This is a genomic window from Sodalis sp. RH16 (genome assembly GCF_047324245.1).
In the GTDB taxonomy this organism is placed as follows: domain Bacteria; phylum Pseudomonadota; class Gammaproteobacteria; order Enterobacterales; family Enterobacteriaceae; genus Acerihabitans; species Acerihabitans ligni.
Genome location: NZ_CP178737.1, coordinates 4,653,565 through 4,669,926, shown reverse-complemented (window position 1 = coordinate 4,669,926; position 16,362 = coordinate 4,653,565). Strand labels below are relative to the sequence as shown.

The window sequence follows — 16,362 nt, the reverse complement described above, 5'->3', positions numbered from 1 at the left end:
TATGTGTCAATCAACGCTGACGGTGCCCGCGGGTCACGGTAAAACCTTCCGTGTGAACAAGGGGCAATTCATTACCGTCATTGACGCCGAAGGACAGCAGGCCGCCGATTTTGTGGCGGTCAACGCTGATGACCTTAATGAAAAACTCTCACCGGTACATACGCGCCAGCATCTTCGCTCGCTGTTTTTCAAGCCGGGGGATGCGCTTTGGTCCAGTGAAAACCGCCCTATGTTGCGCATCGCCGCCGATACCATCGGCATCCACGATGCCAATGTGCCCGCCTGCGATCGCACCCGCTACAGTATCGATTTCGGCGTGGAGGGCCATCGTAACTGCGTCGATAACCTGCTCGAAGGTATGAACGCACATGGCGTGACCTACTTTAGTCTGCCGGAACCGTTCAACCTGTTCCAGAATGGGCCGGTTACCGCCGATGGCCGCATGGAAGTCACCGATCCCAACAGCAAAGCGGGTGATCATATTGTATTTGAAGCGCTCTGCGATCTGATTTGTGCGGTCTCGTCCTGCCCGCAGGACATCATTCCCGGCAACGGTTTGCAGGTAACACCCATTGAGATAAAAATCGGCAACGGTTATGACGAGGAGGTACGGCATGTTGTTAATGCGTGAAGCCTGGGCCGAAAATGAAGTACGTTCACTTGCCGCGCCGGTCAACGTTAACGCGGGCGAAGCGGGTTCGATCCCCGTGCTGCGCGGTCAACTGCTGCGAATTACCGCCATGGGAGAAGGGGCGGTGGCATCATTATTCGGCTTTAGCCTGGCCGATCCCGCCGTGTGGCTCTCTGTGCATCACACCCGCGTGTTCAGCAACAGCTATCTGCTGGGTTCGGGGATGCGGCTGGTGAACAACCGGCGTCGTCCGATGATGGTGCTTGGCAAAGACAGCGTAAAACGTCATGACTTGCTGTTGCCGGGCTCCACTCGCCCGTGGCTGGCGGAGCGCGGTTATCAGGGCCAAGGCTGCATGGAAGCGGTGAAGGGAGAATTGGCGCGCCTTGGCAGGTCGGTGCCTAAACTGCCGGATCCCATCAACCTGTTTATGCACGTCCATCTGACCCGTGAAGGGGAAATCCTGCCGGAAATCAACCACACGCAGCCGGGGGACAGCATTACCTGCCGCGTGGTGATGGATACGTTGTTCATCGTCTCGGCCTGCTGTACCGGCATTGAGGGCAACGATAAACCGGCGCCGCTGCGTCTGTCGGCGGCGGAAAACCTGTCGGCTTTTGGCGAGGGGTAGCCCATGCCGGGACTGGATGAACAGGTGCTGGCCGCATTGCCGGAATTAGGACGCGGCCTGCTGATGACGCTTATCCTAACCGTGCTGGCGGCGCTGCTCAGCCTGGTGCTGGGACAGCTCATCTGTTTTCTTCAGCTTCGCCGCGCCTGGCCGTGGCGCGCCGTTGGGCGGCTTTATGTCAGTCTGATGCGCGGTACACCAGCAATCGTACAGCTGTTTGTGGTGTTTTTCACCTTGCCGCGCCTGGGCCTCGGCGGCCAGCCAATGCTGGCCGCCGTGCTGGCAATCGGCATGAACAGCGGCGCCTATGTTGCGGAGATTCTCCGGGTGAATCAAAGCCTGGTGACGCGGGGTCAGCGTGAAGCCGCACGCACGTTGGGTTTGAGTCGCGTGATGACGTGGTGGTATGTCATCAATCCGCAGGTGATGCATGCCGCCCTGCCCATGCTGGTGAACGAATTCACCATTCTGCTGAAAACCACGCCTCTGGCGTCGGTAGTGGCGCTCACCGAACTGACTTACGCGGGGCAAATCGTGATTGCCCGCACTTACGATGCGACTCAGGTGCTGCTGCTGGTATCAGCGGGTTATTTGCTGATTGCGCTGCCGCTGATTGGCACGGTACGCCATCTGGAAGCAAAACGGAGGACGGCGTAATGGACTGGCAGGCGATCATCAGGTCATTACCGTCCCTGGGCGACGGCATGATTGCCACGCTCCAACTCTGTGCCATAGCGGCGTTCTGTTCGTTGTCGTGGGGCGCGCTGATGGCGGTGGCATTATTACGCGCGCCGCCTTTTTGGCGGCGGTTGCTGCAGATCTACACCAGCCTGACGCTGGCATTGCCGCTGCTGGTGGTTGTCTATCTGCTCTACTTCGTGCTACCGGAATATGACATCACCTTTACCTCGCCGCAGGTGGGCGTGCTTGCGCTGACGCTCTATTACGCGCCGTACATCGCACAGGTGATCCGCTCCGCCATCGGGGCCCTGCCCCACGGCCAGTGGGAAGCCTGCCGCGTATTGGGTCTGAGCCGCAGTGAACAGCTGCGGGATGTCGTGCTGCCGCAAACGCTGCCGCAGATGTTATCGCCGCTGGTGGGGCTGATGATCGGGCTCATCAAGGACTCAGCGCTGCTGTCGATTGTGTCGGTGCAGGAGTTTATGTACGCCGCGAAGCAGGCGATTTCCGATACTTACGCGCCATTGGAAATTTATCTTACCGTGGCGCTGTGTTACTGGGTGCTGAACAGCCTGATTGACTGGCTGGCGCGCCATATTGAATATCGCATGACACGCTATCGTCGCGGCATGCAACATTAACCAGGAGAAGAACATGTCGGCTGTATCTCATCATCGTGATATCCAGTTAATTCCCGCGCGCCACGGCAAAGCAGTGCGTCTGGCGAAGGGTGAAGCGGTGCAGGTGGTGAACCTGCACGGTACGCAGGTGGTGGACTGCTGGGCGTACAACGCCGGCGATGTCAGTGAATATATGTGTATGGAAGCGACGCGCGTATGGAATCAGAGGCTTAATCCGCAGGTAGGCGACAGTTTTATCACCAGCCGGCGCCATCCCATCCTGACGCTGGTGGCGGATACCTCGCCGGGGGTGCATGACACTTTTATGGCGGCGTGCGATGCCCGGCGCTATGAGCTACTGGGTTGTACCGAACCGCATCGCAACTGCCATGACAACCTGTTTGAAGCCATGGCGGAACTGGGCGTGGCCCTGCCCCATGGCAATCTGGCTTCGTTCAACATCTTTATGAATATCCGGGTGCAACCTGACGGACGCACGCTGAAAACGCTGCCGACGGTCACGCGTCCGGGGGATTACATTATCCTGCGTGCTGAGATGGACTGCTATGTGGCGTTCTCGGCCTGTCCGCAGGATATTGTCAGCATTCAGGGACAGGGTGATAACACGCCGCGCGACGCCGAGCTGCGCGTGCTTACCGCGGGATTTCCGCAGGTAGAACTGCAAGGGCCCTGGGTGCCGGACCAAGGCTAATCCGTTCGCGTGAAGAGGTGAGTTTCATTATAAACTTCCAGCAAGGTAAAAAATGAGGTCGTCGTCGGTCACCTTCAATACCAGGCCGGCGGCATTACGCTCGCCAGTATCACCGGGAACCGTTTTCTTGCGTGGGTAATCATCTGTTCGGATAAAGAAGCGGTACAACTGGAACTTTCTCCCGCCAGGCCCAGCAGATGACTTTCCCAGTCTGTGTACTGTTCTTGCGAGTCAAAGATAGCCGGGTCACGCTGATACGCTTTCTCCATCATGGCCCAGGCATAGCTTCTCAACATTAGTGGTGATTCACATTCCGTGCCGAAAATAGCGCTCGATGTATAGTTTGCCATTACGGCGGCCAGGCAAAGCAGCGTCTGGGCCTGGCGGGTCAGGTCAGCATCAGAAATGCCAAATGCGGCGATGACATCCTGATAATGCTTTTCATGCAAAATGAAACGCTCCCTCTGCGGATTTTCTTCCAATAAGGGGGCGAATATTTCCGCAAGCTTCAGCTGTTTGTCCAGGCTGACCAGCTTTTCCCGACAGAGTTTGTGCTTTGTTGCAGATTCAAACGTCGTGCGTAAATCACCAAGCGGTATGGCATTGAAAAATTTGTTGAAACCTGCTGCTCTTTCCGCTGCCATAAACGGTTTCAAAAACAGATGGAAATCCTCCTCAAACAGCGCGGATAATTGATATTCACCCTCGCTCAGGTTTTCCAGACCCTGATAGACATACATATGGTTCCAAACAGGCTTGGCCCGGTCAGGCGCCAACATACCGGCAAGGGTATTTTGCGAAAGTAGCATGACACGGCCATTGCTCCTGCTTGAAAGGAGTATCAAATTCGCGGCATGTCTATCCGACCAATCCGGCTTGCCTTTAAAATCGCCAAAGGTGTGCTGTAAACTGTAAAGAATAACCTTTTCGTGGCTTAGGTAGCTTTGATAAATTTTAATTGTTTTCTCACGCAGGCGCCCTTCCCCTGCAATACCTTGGCTGATTACCTGGATAAATACGCCGTTAAATTTCAACGCCAATGCTTGATCGCGGCGGAAATGCTCAAGCAGAGCATTAATAACCGGCTCATCCAGCGGCGGCATGATGTTATCGGCACCTTGTAGCAGGAAATCGGCGCAAATCCGGTTTAGCCACGCGCAAAGACGCTCTTCGCCGGAATAAGCTGATTTGCCAAGAACAGACAATAGGGATAACGCAACGATAGACATATCTGTCGCGATCAATGAATCCATCAGCTGTAAAAGCAATTTTACCTTTTGCCCATGATGACCCAGGCTGTCAATTAATGTCAGCACGCTGCCGCCACGGGTATTATTAAGGTGATTTAAATGCCGTTCCAGCAAATTTGCATCCCACCTGCCGGGCAGCGCCAACCGCAGGTTAGCCTTGCCTAACTGTCTCGGCGACGGCTTGATTGAAAGGAGTCCCCACCAATTATCAAGACCAATGGTTAACGTCGCATCGGTGAGATTTGTACCGGTCAGGTTCGCCTTACGTAGTTTTACCCCATGCAGGTTTGCTTTGCGCAGGTTCGCATAGCTCAGATCTGCTTTGCGTAGATCTACCTTGTACAGATTTGCTTTACGCAGGTCTGCATGCCTCAGGTCCGCCTTGTGCAGTATCGCATTGCAGAGGTTTGCTTTGTGAAGGTTTGCTCGTTTTAGATTCGCGTTCCTCAGGTTTTCACCTCTTATGTCTGCTTTGCAAAGGTATACACCCCGCAGATTTGGCCCTTTTGGATGGTACTCTTTCGGGCGTGCCCGCTGGAAAAGAGTAAAAAAACGACCGATGCCGATATATGAAACCGGGGATGATGTATTGTCAGCGACATTATTATCGGATTGGCGAATTTTTCTAAATCGAGTGACAAACTGAAAGCAGCCGTTGCTTCGATGTACTGATACTTCTTCAAGAGGAACATTATTGATGTGAGTGACGATATCACTGTCCATAGTTTTACTCTCTCAGGTCTGGAAGGGGATGACCCCAGAGAGTTTAAACCGTCTTGCAGTAACGGAAAGTAAAGTGCGCTCTTTGAAAACGGGTTTTTCTTTGCAGAGGTATCTGATTATAGGTTATATGAAAACTTTAGCATCATCCATGATGCAGGTAAATCACCAGGGAACGGTGCCCTCTTCGCTTTGATAAGCCCCCAGAGCATCGTGTTCTGTAAGCCGGGCCAGTCCCGCCACAAACGCCGCCGCCTCGGCGGGGGTTCGGTCGCCGCGATGTCCGCTGAGATCGGTGTTCACCAATCCCGGGCAGACGGATACCGCGGTGATCCTGGTATCTCCCAGCTCGGCGTTGAGCTGGACGGTAAGCATGTTCAGCGCGGCCTTTGATGCGTTGTAGCCGATTAGCTTGACGTCATAGAACGGCCAGCTCGGGTCGCCATTGAGGGTCAAAGAACCAAGGCTGCTGGACATATTGACGATACGCCCGGCGTCGGATCTGCGCAGCAGCGGCAGCATGGCTTGCGTCACCGCCAGCGCGCCGATGAAATTGGTTTCCAGCTCGCGACGCACGGCATCCAGAGCGGCAACGCCTGGCGCGCCGTCGGTATAGTCGGCGATGCCGGCGTTGTTCACCAGAATATCGAGGCGGCCATGCTCGGCATCTATCTTGGCAGCGGCCGCGGCAATGCTCTCCCCGTCGCAAATATCAATCTTAATAAACGACACCCCAAGGCCCAGGGAAGCCAGTTCATTGGCCGCGGATTCACCCCGGCCTGTGTCCCGCGCGCCCAACAGGACAAAGACACCGGCTTGGGCAAGCTGTCTGGCGATTTCGTAGCCGATGCCTTTGTTGGCGCCCGTTACGAGGGCTACACGCTGAGTTATATTTGTCATGTAAAGTTCCTTGAAAAGTGAGGATATTACGATCACATTAAGAATAAGAAGAATCCTTCAGGTTTTGAATTCGCATATGATTTCCAGACAGCCGCTCTCTCAAAGCGCCCGGAAAACGCCGCGGCAGGCGCGATCCACCTCAACCGTGGAAGCCATTTTCGAGGCAACGATTCAGGTTTTACTGGCGGAGGGCCCCTCCCGTTTGACAACAACGCTCGTGGCCGAAAGAGCGGGTGTGTCCGTCGGCTCGCTTTACCAGTATTTTCCCAATAAGCAGGCGTTGTTCTATGCGCTGAACGAGAGATATCTGACCATGCTGGCCGAGCGGGTGGAAGCAGCCTGCCTGGCACATCATGGCAAACCTTACGGGCTGATGAGCGAAGCGCTGGTGAGCACCTATATCAAGGTCAAGATTGAGCGCCGTGATGTGACCAGCGCCCTCTATCGCGCGGCGGCGGAGGTGAATGTCGCCGAGATAGTGGAGGCGATGCTACGGCGTGTCGAAGCGGCGAGCGAGGCCATGTTTGCCAGCGCCTCGGACGCGGAGTTCAGAGATCTCCCCCGGGTGAACCTGATGCTGTCGAATGTCCTTTGCGGCACCGTTCGCACCGTTTTTGAAAGGAATCAGTCAGAGCTGTTAGCGGACGGCATCCTGCAATCGCAGCTGACGTATATGATCTGCGCCTATCTGGACAAGGCGAAATAGAAAAGCCCTCATTGTAGATAGCCAAGCCGGGCTGTCGCAGTCGTTATAACGGCTTGATTGTGCGCTTGTCAAACTCCGATTGCGCTCGTAAAACCTCCGCTGAGTAATGGATGGTCCAGTTGAATAAAGCCGTAAACGGCTCCTCCAACGTCCGGCCCAGCTCAGTGACGCTGTACTCCACCGCGACCTGGGAAGAAGGAATAACTCGGCGGGCGAGAATGCCGCTGCGCTCGAGGCGGCGAAGGCTATGAGTCAACGTTTTCTGCGTAATGCCGTTCAGAGAGCGTCTGATTTCATTGAACCGCAGCGGCTTCTTGCATAGCGCCGCCAATATCAGGATTGACCATTTGTCGGTTATCTGATCCAGCAACAGACGGCTTGAATCGCCGGGATCACGAACCTGGGAAGGCGCTTCGACGTGAGCCATCCTCTTTTCCATTTTCAACATAGGGTTTCCTTCACGATACCTGATTGCATATTAGTGCCTTATTGACACCAAGTATACATAATATACCATCAAGGTTCATTTCAAATAAGGAGTTACCTATGTACATCACATCCCATGAAAAAGTCGCCGATAAATTCGCGGTCATTGAGGCCCTCTACCGATTCGCCGCCGGCATTGACCTGAGAGATCAGGTACTTCTTGCTTCCGCGCTTGCGGATGATGCGATTTCCGATTTCAGGCCCGCCGCGGCAAAGGCGGGGTTCGAGTATCCGGTGCTGGAAGGCAGGGAAAATATCGTGTCCGCCCTATCCACCTCACTCATTCCCTTTGATACGACCCATTCCGTGAGCAATCCGCGGGTGAGCATCGACGGCGACAAGGCGCATCTGGAAGCGATAGTGGAAGCGCAACACGTGCCTAGAAACGATCCCTCGCGGCACTACCTCATGAAAAATCGATACAATGTCGAATTGGTGAGGCGGGGGGAGGTTTGGCTTATTCAGCGCAATACCGTCGACAATGTTTGGCGTACGGGCGATCCAGCCGTCCTCGCTGGTGTTTAGACAAATTTGCGAGTTAGATCCCCTTTCACTTTTGAGACGCGTTGAAAGACCGAGTGATGTATTGCCAAAAAGCAATAGACCTGGGTTAGGTTGTCAAGTTTGTTAATTACGCTGCCTGAAAGCGTTATCCAGGTATTTCAGCTATCGCTTTTGAGCGGTTTAAAGAAATATTTGGGCGACTCAACGTACCCCTGCCGTTCATAAAAACGGTGGGCATTGGTCCGTCTGGCATGGCAATGCACCTCGATTCTGTCACAGTGACGGGCGCGGGCCAATTCTTGCGCACGGGATTCAAGCAGATTCCCAATCCCTTTGCCGCGGGCAGCCGCGTCCACGCAAAAATAGCTGATTCTGCAAAAATCACCGGCCAGCGCCAACTGGGGAATAAAATGCAGTGAGATGACGCCGAGGATCTTCTCTTCTTCCGCCACCAGCAGCTCTTCGTCGGGATGAGCCAGAAGCTGCTGAATCCTCTCTTTGATAAAACCGCCGGTGCCGGGATAACCAAGATCGGAAAGCAACGTTTCAATAGCGGGAGCATCTGAGAGTAAGGCGGACCGGATTACTGCCATGATTTATGACCTCGTAGAAAAGCCTTCACAGAGGGGAAACTTATGCGGCAGAGTGTGTTTGTTGTCAATACCGAGCAAACCTCACTGTCCTTTCTTTTAGTCGCTCACCTTGCCCCGACCCAGCGGTAAGGCCACCCATCGTTTTGCCAGGCTAACTTATACGCCATCCGCCGTTCACCGGAATGGTCGCTCCGGTGACAAATGCCGTCTCGGTGCCGGCAAGCCATACAGCCGCCGCGGCAACATCGTCAGGACGACCGGCTCGTCCAACGGGAATTTCACTGACGATTTCCGCCATGCGTTCGCTGGGAATGCCCGCTGAGCCAAAGAACCCTGTCCCCGCAATCAACCCCGGCGTAATCGTATTGACCGTGATGCCTCGGGGCGCCAATTCCCTGGCAAGAGGAGCGCCGATTCCGTATGAACTGGCGATGGCATACAGAAAAGCGGATGTTCCAGATGATTTTTTGGCCACCGCCAGGGCGGTGGCGCAGGAAGTCGGAAGAGAATTGTCTAGAAGACCTCATTCAGGTGGCTAGTATCGATTGACCCTTCCAATGATAATTGCGCCGTAGTGCCGTTATTTTGAGGGGAAATACTTTTCTACCAATGCATAAAGGATTGCGGCTGTTTCAGCATCCGGAACTCCATCAAAGTTTTGTGGACGAAAATGAAGCTGAAATGCCCGAATCACATTCTTGTATCCGCTTTCGGTGCCTGTGGCCGAGGTGTCGTATCCGTATGTGCCCAGTTTAGCAACAATGTCCGCTTTGGCGGGAGGAGTCTCACTGAACTGTGCCTGGTAGCGCTGCCGGGCCGCATCTTCATACCATGCGCCGACACCTGCGTCATAAAGCTCTTTCCACGGGAAAGCAGCTCCCGGATCGCTTTTTCTTCCGGGCGCGATATCACTGTGCCCAACCACATTCGATGGCGTGATATCGGGGTAGCGTTGGAGGATATTCCAGGTCAATTGTTTTATTGCTTCTATCTGCGTAGGATTATAAGGTGGAAAATTAAAAACTCCATTATTATCAGTCGCTAAATTCACCGTTTCAATCCCAATTGCTGTGTCATTCAGGTTAACGCGTCCGGCCCATACGCTGACACCTGCATGCCATGCACGTTCGTTTTCATCCACCAGATTAAAAATACGCATATCCTTGAAGCCCGCTTCAATATAAGTCTTATCCAAAGGATCGGGAACGAGATAATGAGCGCTGACCGAAGAACCTGTCAAAGCGTTGATGGATGCTTTAAAATCAATTGCAGTATAATGTAATACCAGAAAACGAACCCGGCGATTAAAACCCTTTACAGAGCGATAGCTATTATAATCGATTTGATACATAGGAAAACCCCCATCATTTAATATCATTCTTTAATACCACCGTGAATGACAATCAAGGGTATACAAAGTCAATCCAAGGGATATTTATGAAGGCTTTATATATCGAAAATAGCGCGGACAAAAATACATTTCCGGCGGCGCGGCCCAGCAATTGGGCCGCGCCGGGTGCGGTATTATTCTGCGTCGCTTAATTGTTGTCTTCTGGCTCCGCCCTGGCGTTCCAGCATCCAGCCGGGATATTCCGCCGGCAGGGCGCTGACCTGGTCAAGGGCGCCCAGTTCCTCGTCGCCGAGCGTAATGCCGGTGGCCGCCAGGTTATCTTCCAACTGTTCCAGCCGTTTGGCGCCGATAATCACGCTGGACACCACCGGCTGATGCAGCAGCCAGGCCAGGGCGATTTGCGCCACCGAGACGCCGTGGCGGTCGGCGATAACCCGCATCGCGTCGATACAGTCATAGGCCCGCTCCTGGTTAACCGGCGGGAAATCAAAGGAGACGCGCCGGCTGCCCTCTTCCGCCTGCACATCGCGTCCGTATTTACCGCTCAGCAGACCGCCGGCCAGCGGACTCCAGACCATTAACCCGACGTTTTCGCTTTGCAGCATCGGCACCAGTTCCCGTTCCAGATCCCGTCCCGCCACGGTGTAATAGGCCTGCAGGGACTCAAAGCGGGCCAGGCCGAGCCGTTCGGAGATGCCCAGGGCTTTCACTATCTGCCAGGCCGCCCAGTTGGATACGCCGACGTAGCGGATATGCCCTTCCCGCACCAGGTCATCCATGGCCCGCAGCGTCTCCTCAATGGGGGTGGCGGGATCAAAACCGTGCAGTTGGTACAGATCGATATGATCAAGCTGCAGCCGTCCGAGACTGGCTTTTACCGATTCCATGATATGAAAGCGGGAAGAGCCGCGGGAATTGATGCCGCCGGTGCCGGTTTCGCCGAAAACCTTGGTGGCCAGGACCACGTTTTCACGGGGCACTTTAAGATTTTTCAGGGCCTGGCCGGTCATGATTTCCGAACGTCCTTCGGAATAGACGTTGGCGGTATCCAGAAAATTGATGCCGTTATCCAGGGCGTGGCCCACCAGCTTATCCACCTCCCCTTGCTGCAGATTACCGATTTTGCCCCACATGCCGCCTTCGCCGCCAAAGGTCATGGTACCCAGGCACAGTTCCGAAACAAACAGACCGGTGTTACCGAATTTTTTGTAGCGCATTGGAAGAATCCTCATGTGATAGACGAAACGTTTAAAACGCTTCGGGCCATAGAATGGCGCTGCCGTATAAAAAGCGACTGTTTGAATTATGTAGCACGCGGCGGGATTTTCCCTGTGCAATCCTGTTTGATGTTTGCCTGTTTCTCCGAAAGTACGAAAGGCCGGCGGGAGCCGTCAGCCCTTCAGGCCAAGCATCTGTTTGAGGGATTTCAGATAGCGGCGGCTGACCGGCACGGAGTGGCCGTTGCTGAGGGCAATTTCCCCCTGGCCGCTATCTTCCAGGCGGATTTCCCGCAGATGCGCCATATTCACCAGGAACTGGCGATGGCAGCGCACCATGGGCGTGCGGTTTTCCAGGGTTTTCAGCGTCAGTTCGGTAAAACATTCGCCCCCTTCCGTGCCGGTGACATAGACGCCGCTCAGCCGTGAATTGGCGAAAATCACCTCGTCGGTTTTCAAAAGATAGATGCGGCTGTGGCCGGTGCAAGGGATATATTGCAGGCCATTTTCCTCGCCGCCGAGGGCCTGCAGGTTCTGCTCCGGGCGCGCCTCATGCAGGCGGTTCAGGGTTTTCGCCAGCCTTGGCGCCTCGATGGGTTTAAGCAGGTAATCGAAGGCATGCTCTTCAAAAGCCCTGACGGCGTACTCGTCGTAAGCGGTGAGAAATACGATATAGGGCATGCTGGCGGGATCAATCATGCCCACCATTTCCAGGCCGCTGATGCGCGGCATCTGAATATCGAGAAAGACCACGTCGGGATGCAGCCGGTGTACCGCGCCAATGGCTTCCACCGCATTGGCGCATTCGCCGATGACGGATATCCGGGAGTCTTGCTGCAGCAGGCAGCGCAGGTTCTCCCGGGCCAGGGGTTCGTCATCCACAATCAGCACGGTCAGCATAAGGCGTTATCCTTCAGCGGCAGGCCCCGGATCAGCATAAGGCTTTATCCTCCAGCGGCAGGTTCAAGATAATACGGGTAAAGTGTTCCGGCTCGTATTCCACGCTGACGCCGTAATCGTCGCCGTAGCGTATGCGAATGCGTTTATCCACCAGATTCATGCCCAGTCCGGTATTGCCCGGCGTCAGCCGGTACAGGCCGGCGTTGTCCTCAATGCTCAGTACCAGGTGATTTCCCCGCTGCTGCGCCCGCAGGGTAATGATCCCCGGGCCCAGCAGATGGGAAGTGCCGTGCTTGATGGCGTTCTCAACGATGGGCTGCAGGGAGAAAGCGGGCAACCGCAGGGTTAGCAAAGGCTGCGGCAGTTCGAAGCGAATTTGCAGCCGGTCCTGGAAACGGGCTTTTTCGATTTCCAGGTATGCCGTGACATGCTCGATTTCATCCGCCAGCGTAACGACTTCTTCCGACCGCTTAAGGTTTTTGCGAAAGAAAGTGGACAGATTTTGCACCAGATGCCCGGCCTGATCGCTGTCGCGGCGGATCACCGCCACCAGGGTATTGAGGGCGTTAAACAGAAAATGAGGATTGACCTGGGCGTGGAGCAGTTTGATTTCAGATTGCGTCAGCAACAGTTTGTGCCGTTCATACTGGCCGGCGAGGATCTGAGCCGACAGCAGGCTGGCGATGCCTTCCCCCAGCGTGCGGTTGATGGAACTGAACAGGCGGTTCTTGGCTTCATACAATTTGATGGTGCCGATGACTTCATCATTTTCGCCCCGCAGCGGGATAACCAGGGTCGATCCCAGCTTGCAGTTGCGCTGCAGCGAGCATTGATAGGGGGTTTCATTGCCGTCGGCATAGACCACTTCGTTATTATCGATGGCGCGGCGGGAGTGGGCCGAGGCGATGGGCGTACCCGGCAGATGGTGGTCGTCGCCGATGCCGATGAACGCCAGCAGCTTTTCCCGGTCGGTAATGGCCACCGCCCCGATATCCAGCTCCTGATAAATGACCTGGGCCACCTTCATACTGTTTTCCTGGTTAAAGCCCTGGCGCAGGAAGCCTTCGGTACTGATGGCGATTTTCAGCGCGCGGGCGGAAAACGCCGAGGTGTATTTTTCGAACATCGCCCGGCGATCCAGGAGAATGCGCATAAACATCGCCGCGCCGACGCTGTTGGTGACTATCATCGGCAAGGCGATGCTTTTTACCAGGCGCAGGGCTTCATCGTAAGGACGGGCAACCGCCAGGATAATCAGCATTTGCAGGATTTCCGCCGTGATGGTCACCCCGGCGGCGGTAACGGGATTAAACAGGCGGTCAATGCGACCGCGCCGGATGAGCAACCGATGGGCCAGCCCGCCCAGCAACCCTTCCACCACGGTGGATATCATGCAGCTGACGGCGGTCATCCCGCCGAGGGAGTAGCGGTGCAGACCGCCGGTCAGCCCCACCAGGACACCCACCAGCGGTCCCCCCAGCAGGCCGCCCAGCACCGCGCCGATGGCGCGGGTGTTGGCGATGGAATCCTGGATATGCAGGCCGAAGTAAGTGCCCATAATGCAGAACATGGAGAACATGACATAGCATAAAAGCTTATGGGGCAGACGGACGGTGACTTGCATCAGGGGGATGAACAGCGGCGTTTTACTGAGCAGATAGGCAATGACCAAATATACGCACATCTGCTGTAGCAGCAGTAAGACTAAATTGAACTCGTGCATCGCAGGCTCGTTTTATACCACGCAAACGACACTTGACTCAGGTCAAGTATAACTTGGCTAAGATACCGGAGTCCGAGCGCGCTTTCTTTGACAGGTCTCACTAATTGGCAAACCGGCCGATGCGGCCGGTTGCTGAGTTTACGGCAGTTCCAGGGGAATATCCTGGCCTTTGTCGATATAATTGCTCACCTTGATCCAGCGTTCGGCCTCCTGTTGCCGCGTCAGCTCGGCCGCCGCGCAGTACTGCGCAGCGTCGCTGCCCAGCAGCAGATGCTCCGGCAGGACCGAATGCCCGGCCAGGGCCAGGATGACCTGGGCCACTTTGGCCGGATCGCCGTTTTCATGGTCAATATACTGTTTGAGAAAGCCCAGCAAGGCGCCGACTGAGCTTTCATATTCAGGCATTATCGGCGGAACATCCTGCAGGGCGCGTTCGCCCCAGTTGGTGCTCATGCCGCCCGGCTCCAGGCAGCAGACCCGGATACCCAGCGGACTCACCTCTTTGGCCAGCACTTCGCTAAAGCCCCCCACCGCCCATTTGGCGGATTGGTAGGCGCTCATGCCCGGCATGCCCATGCGTCCTCCCACCGATGATACCTGGAAGATATAGCCGGCGCGGCGTTCCCGCATAAACGGCAGCACCGCGCGGGTGACATTCACCACGCCGAAAAAATTGGTTTCCACTTCCGTACGGAACGCCTGTTCTTGGGTTTGTTCAAAAGGCGCCATATGACCGTAACCGGCGTTATTCACCAATACGTCAATGCCGCCGAACGCGGCGATGCCGGCCGCAACCGCTCTTTGCGCCGCGGCGGAATCCGTGACATCCAGCTCCACCGGCAGGATCCTATCGCCATAGGTCGCCACCAAACCGGCAAGCCTTTCCGGCTTTCTGGCGCTGGCGATAACCTTGTTTCCCGCCGCCAGCGCGGCTTCGGTGATGGAAAGGCCCAAACCGGCGGCGCTTCCGGTGATAAACCACACTTGACTCATGATATTCTCCTTCAGGACGATTTTTAATGAGTATGTAATCACTCATTAATGAATGAAAAAAAATGAATTTCAACTTCACCCGGCTATGGCCCGCCAAAAGGCGTCAAAGCCCATTGATGTGTAGAATTCGGCGTTATCCCGTTCCCGCTGGATAAAATCCATGGTGGTTTCCGCCAGGGCTGCCATTATGGCCCCGGCGAAATCCGGGGAGCGGCCGCAAAAGGATCCCCCGGCCACGCTGTGATGAATCACCAGGTTGATCTCGGCGAATCCCTCCATCGCCCGCTCGCGCGTCTTTTCGCCGACCCGATCGGATAAAGTCAGCAGCGCCATGCATTTGCGCTTATCCGGATGGTCTACCCCCCAGCCGATATAACGCCGCCATATATGAAGCGCCTTACTCCTGAGATCCTGACTATCCGGATACCCCGGCAACATGACCTCGCTTAATTCCGCTTTCAGCAGCAGATATAACGCATTAAGCAATTCATCTTTATTGCTGAAGTAATTGAACAGCGTACCTTCCGACACCCCGGCCCGGCGGGCGATTTTCGCCGTGGGCGCCCCCAGCCCTTGGGCGGCGAAAATGGCTATGGCAGACGCCAGGATGGCCTGGCGTTTGTCTTCACTTTTGGGTCTGGCCATGGAAATAATGCATCGGAGCTGTTAAATGAGTATTCACTCAATCATAACGCCCCCAGGCATTATGCGCAAGAACGGCGGGTTAAAAACCTTCCAGCACCAGTTTACCGCGGGATTTGCCGCTTTCGATCAGCGCATGGGCCCGCCGCAGGTTGGCGGCGTTAATCACGCCGAAGTGCTGGCCCAGGGTGGTTTTCAGCGTACCGTTATCCACCAGGGAGGAGATGCGCTCCAGCAAATGGTGTTGCTCTATCATATCGGCGGTCTGGAACGTGGAGCGGGTAAACATCAATTCCCAATGCAGCGACAGGCTTTTGGCCTTCAGCGGCATGGCGTCAAGGGTGGCGGGATCGTCTATCAGCGCCAGGCGTCCCTGGGGTGCGAGCGCCTCGATAAGCTGCGGGTAATAGCTGTCGGTGTGGGTCAGGCTGGCGACATGAGTCACGTTTTTTATACCCAGGGCATGTAATTGCTCAACCAGATTCCGGCTGTGATCGATAACATGATGGGCTCCCAAAGATGAGACCCATTCGCGGGTTTCCGGCCGGGATGCCGTACCGACGATGGTCATGGCGGTTAACTGCCGGGCCAGCTGCGTGAGGATGGAGCCTACCCCGCCGCCGGCGCCGATAATCAGCAGAATATCATTCTCGCCGCCCTTTTCCTTGACGCCCAGGCGTTCGAACAGCAGTTCCCCGGCGGTGACGGAAGTCAGCGGCAGCGCGGCGGCATCGGCAAACCCCAGGCTGGCGGGTTTATGCCCGGCAATGCGTTCGTCCACCAGGTGAAATTCGCTGTAGCACCCCGGACGGGTGATGGCGCCGGCATAGAAGACCTCGTCGCCCGGTTTGAACAAGGTGACCTGCGGGCCGACCTCAGTGACGACGCCGGCCACATCCCAGCCCAGCACCCGTGGTTCGGTCACCGCTGCCCTGGCCCTGACCTTGGTGTCCACCGGATTGACGGATATGGCTTTAACCGCCACCAGCAAATCCCGCGGACCCGGCGCGGGCTTCGGCAGGTCGGTGTCGAACAGGGAGCGCGGATCTTCAATCGGTAACCCTTTTTGGGTATAAACAATGGCTTTCATCGATGGTAATTC

Annotated in this window: 19 protein-coding genes; 7 read left to right on the top strand and 12 right to left on the bottom strand. The window is 55.6% G+C overall.

Going from position 1 to position 16,362, the window contains the following annotated elements; all coding sequences use genetic code 11:
* Position 1: 1 nt before the first annotated feature.
* From ACL2XJ_RS21295 to ACL2XJ_RS21275, 5 genes are read left to right on the top strand one after another with little or no spacing between them, the layout of a single operon-like run.
* On the top strand, positions 2-631 hold the full coding sequence (locus ACL2XJ_RS21295; protein ID WP_413724424.1) for a DUF1989 domain-containing protein: 630 nt from the start codon (positions 2-4) through the stop codon (positions 629-631).
* The gene (locus ACL2XJ_RS21290; RefSeq protein WP_413724423.1) at positions 615-1,262 is read left to right on the top strand and encodes an urea carboxylase-associated family protein; all 648 of its coding nucleotides are present in this window, start codon (positions 615-617) and stop codon (positions 1,260-1,262) included. The genes ACL2XJ_RS21295 and ACL2XJ_RS21290 overlap by 17 nt, the downstream gene beginning before the upstream one ends.
* Before the next feature lie 3 nt (positions 1,263-1,265).
* Positions 1,266-1,919: an amino acid ABC transporter permease gene (locus tag ACL2XJ_RS21285; RefSeq protein WP_413724422.1), complete on the top strand. Its 654-nt coding sequence runs from the start codon at positions 1,266-1,268 to the stop codon at positions 1,917-1,919.
* Positions 1,919-2,584: an amino acid ABC transporter permease gene (locus ACL2XJ_RS21280; RefSeq protein ID WP_132921664.1), complete on the top strand. Its 666-nt coding sequence runs from the start codon at positions 1,919-1,921 to the stop codon at positions 2,582-2,584. The genes ACL2XJ_RS21285 and ACL2XJ_RS21280 overlap by 1 nt, the downstream gene beginning before the upstream one ends.
* A 13-nt stretch (positions 2,585-2,597) precedes the next feature.
* Positions 2,598-3,275: a DUF1989 domain-containing protein gene (locus ACL2XJ_RS21275; RefSeq protein WP_413724421.1), complete on the top strand. Its 678-nt coding sequence runs from the start codon at positions 2,598-2,600 to the stop codon at positions 3,273-3,275.
* Positions 3,276-3,349: 74 nt separating this feature from the next.
* Here the strand turns inward: ACL2XJ_RS21275 and ACL2XJ_RS21270 are convergent, their stop codons facing one another.
* Both ACL2XJ_RS21270 and ACL2XJ_RS21265 read right to left on the bottom strand, forming a co-directional pair.
* A complete protein-coding gene (locus ACL2XJ_RS21270) occupies positions 3,350-5,248 on the bottom strand; it encodes a pentapeptide repeat-containing protein (RefSeq protein ID WP_413724420.1) in 1,899 nt (632 codons plus the stop codon).
* A gap of 162 nt (positions 5,249-5,410) precedes the next feature.
* On the bottom strand, positions 5,411-6,145 hold the full coding sequence (locus tag ACL2XJ_RS21265) for an SDR family oxidoreductase (protein ID WP_413724419.1): 735 nt from the start codon (positions 6,143-6,145) through the stop codon (positions 5,411-5,413).
* A 76-nt stretch (positions 6,146-6,221) separates the two neighbouring features.
* Between ACL2XJ_RS21265 and ACL2XJ_RS21260 the strand changes: the two genes are divergently transcribed.
* Positions 6,222-6,851 (top strand): TetR/AcrR family transcriptional regulator, encoded by a 630-nt coding sequence (locus ACL2XJ_RS21260; protein WP_413724418.1) that lies wholly within the window; start codon positions 6,222-6,224, stop codon positions 6,849-6,851.
* Positions 6,852-6,894: 43 nt separating this feature from the next.
* On the opposite strand, the gene ACL2XJ_RS21255 is transcribed toward ACL2XJ_RS21260, so the two are convergent.
* The gene (locus ACL2XJ_RS21255) at positions 6,895-7,290 is read right to left on the bottom strand and encodes a winged helix-turn-helix transcriptional regulator (protein WP_413726934.1); all 396 of its coding nucleotides are present in this window, start codon (positions 7,288-7,290) and stop codon (positions 6,895-6,897) included.
* 107 nt (positions 7,291-7,397) lie between these two features.
* On the opposite strand from ACL2XJ_RS21255, the gene ACL2XJ_RS21250 reads away from it, so the two are divergent.
* On the top strand, positions 7,398-7,862 hold the full coding sequence (locus ACL2XJ_RS21250) for a nuclear transport factor 2 family protein (RefSeq protein WP_413724417.1): 465 nt from the start codon (positions 7,398-7,400) through the stop codon (positions 7,860-7,862).
* 137 nt (positions 7,863-7,999) lie between these two features.
* Here the strand turns inward: ACL2XJ_RS21250 and ACL2XJ_RS21245 are convergent, their stop codons facing one another.
* From ACL2XJ_RS21245 to ACL2XJ_RS21205, 9 genes are all read right to left on the bottom strand, one after another.
* The gene (locus ACL2XJ_RS21245; protein WP_413724416.1) at positions 8,000-8,434 is read right to left on the bottom strand and encodes a GNAT family N-acetyltransferase; all 435 of its coding nucleotides are present in this window, start codon (positions 8,432-8,434) and stop codon (positions 8,000-8,002) included.
* A gap of 151 nt (positions 8,435-8,585) precedes the next feature.
* The gene (locus tag ACL2XJ_RS21240; RefSeq protein WP_413724415.1) at positions 8,586-8,909 is read right to left on the bottom strand and encodes an SDR family NAD(P)-dependent oxidoreductase; all 324 of its coding nucleotides are present in this window, start codon (positions 8,907-8,909) and stop codon (positions 8,586-8,588) included.
* A gap of 105 nt (positions 8,910-9,014) precedes the next feature.
* Positions 9,015-9,785 carry an N-acetylmuramoyl-L-alanine amidase gene (locus ACL2XJ_RS21235; protein WP_413724414.1) on the bottom strand — a complete coding sequence of 257 codons (771 nt, stop codon included), beginning with the start codon at positions 9,783-9,785 and terminating at the stop codon, positions 9,015-9,017.
* Positions 9,786-9,958: 173 nt separating this feature from the next.
* Entirely contained in the window at positions 9,959-11,002 is a 1,044-nt protein-coding gene (locus tag ACL2XJ_RS21230; protein WP_203521487.1) for an aldo/keto reductase, read from the bottom strand.
* A 174-nt stretch (positions 11,003-11,176) separates the two neighbouring features.
* Entirely contained in the window at positions 11,177-11,902 is a 726-nt protein-coding gene (gene btsR, locus ACL2XJ_RS21225; protein WP_413724413.1) for a two-component system response regulator BtsR, read from the bottom strand.
* A 31-nt stretch (positions 11,903-11,933) separates the two neighbouring features.
* On the bottom strand, positions 11,934-13,625 hold the full coding sequence (locus tag ACL2XJ_RS21220) for a LytS/YhcK type 5TM receptor domain-containing protein (protein ID WP_413724412.1): 1,692 nt from the start codon (positions 13,623-13,625) through the stop codon (positions 11,934-11,936).
* A 138-nt stretch (positions 13,626-13,763) separates the two neighbouring features.
* Positions 13,764-14,618 (bottom strand): SDR family NAD(P)-dependent oxidoreductase, encoded by an 855-nt coding sequence (locus ACL2XJ_RS21215; RefSeq protein ID WP_413724411.1) that lies wholly within the window; start codon positions 14,616-14,618, stop codon positions 13,764-13,766.
* Positions 14,619-14,693: 75 nt separating this feature from the next.
* Positions 14,694-15,263, bottom strand: a complete 570-nt coding sequence (locus tag ACL2XJ_RS21210) for a TetR/AcrR family transcriptional regulator (RefSeq protein ID WP_132921674.1) — start codon at positions 15,261-15,263, stop codon at positions 14,694-14,696.
* Between the two features lie 79 nt (positions 15,264-15,342).
* Positions 15,343-16,350 carry a zinc-binding alcohol dehydrogenase family protein gene (locus ACL2XJ_RS21205; protein WP_413724410.1) on the bottom strand — a complete coding sequence of 336 codons (1,008 nt, stop codon included), beginning with the start codon at positions 16,348-16,350 and terminating at the stop codon, positions 15,343-15,345.
* Positions 16,351-16,362: the final 12 nt, after the last annotated feature.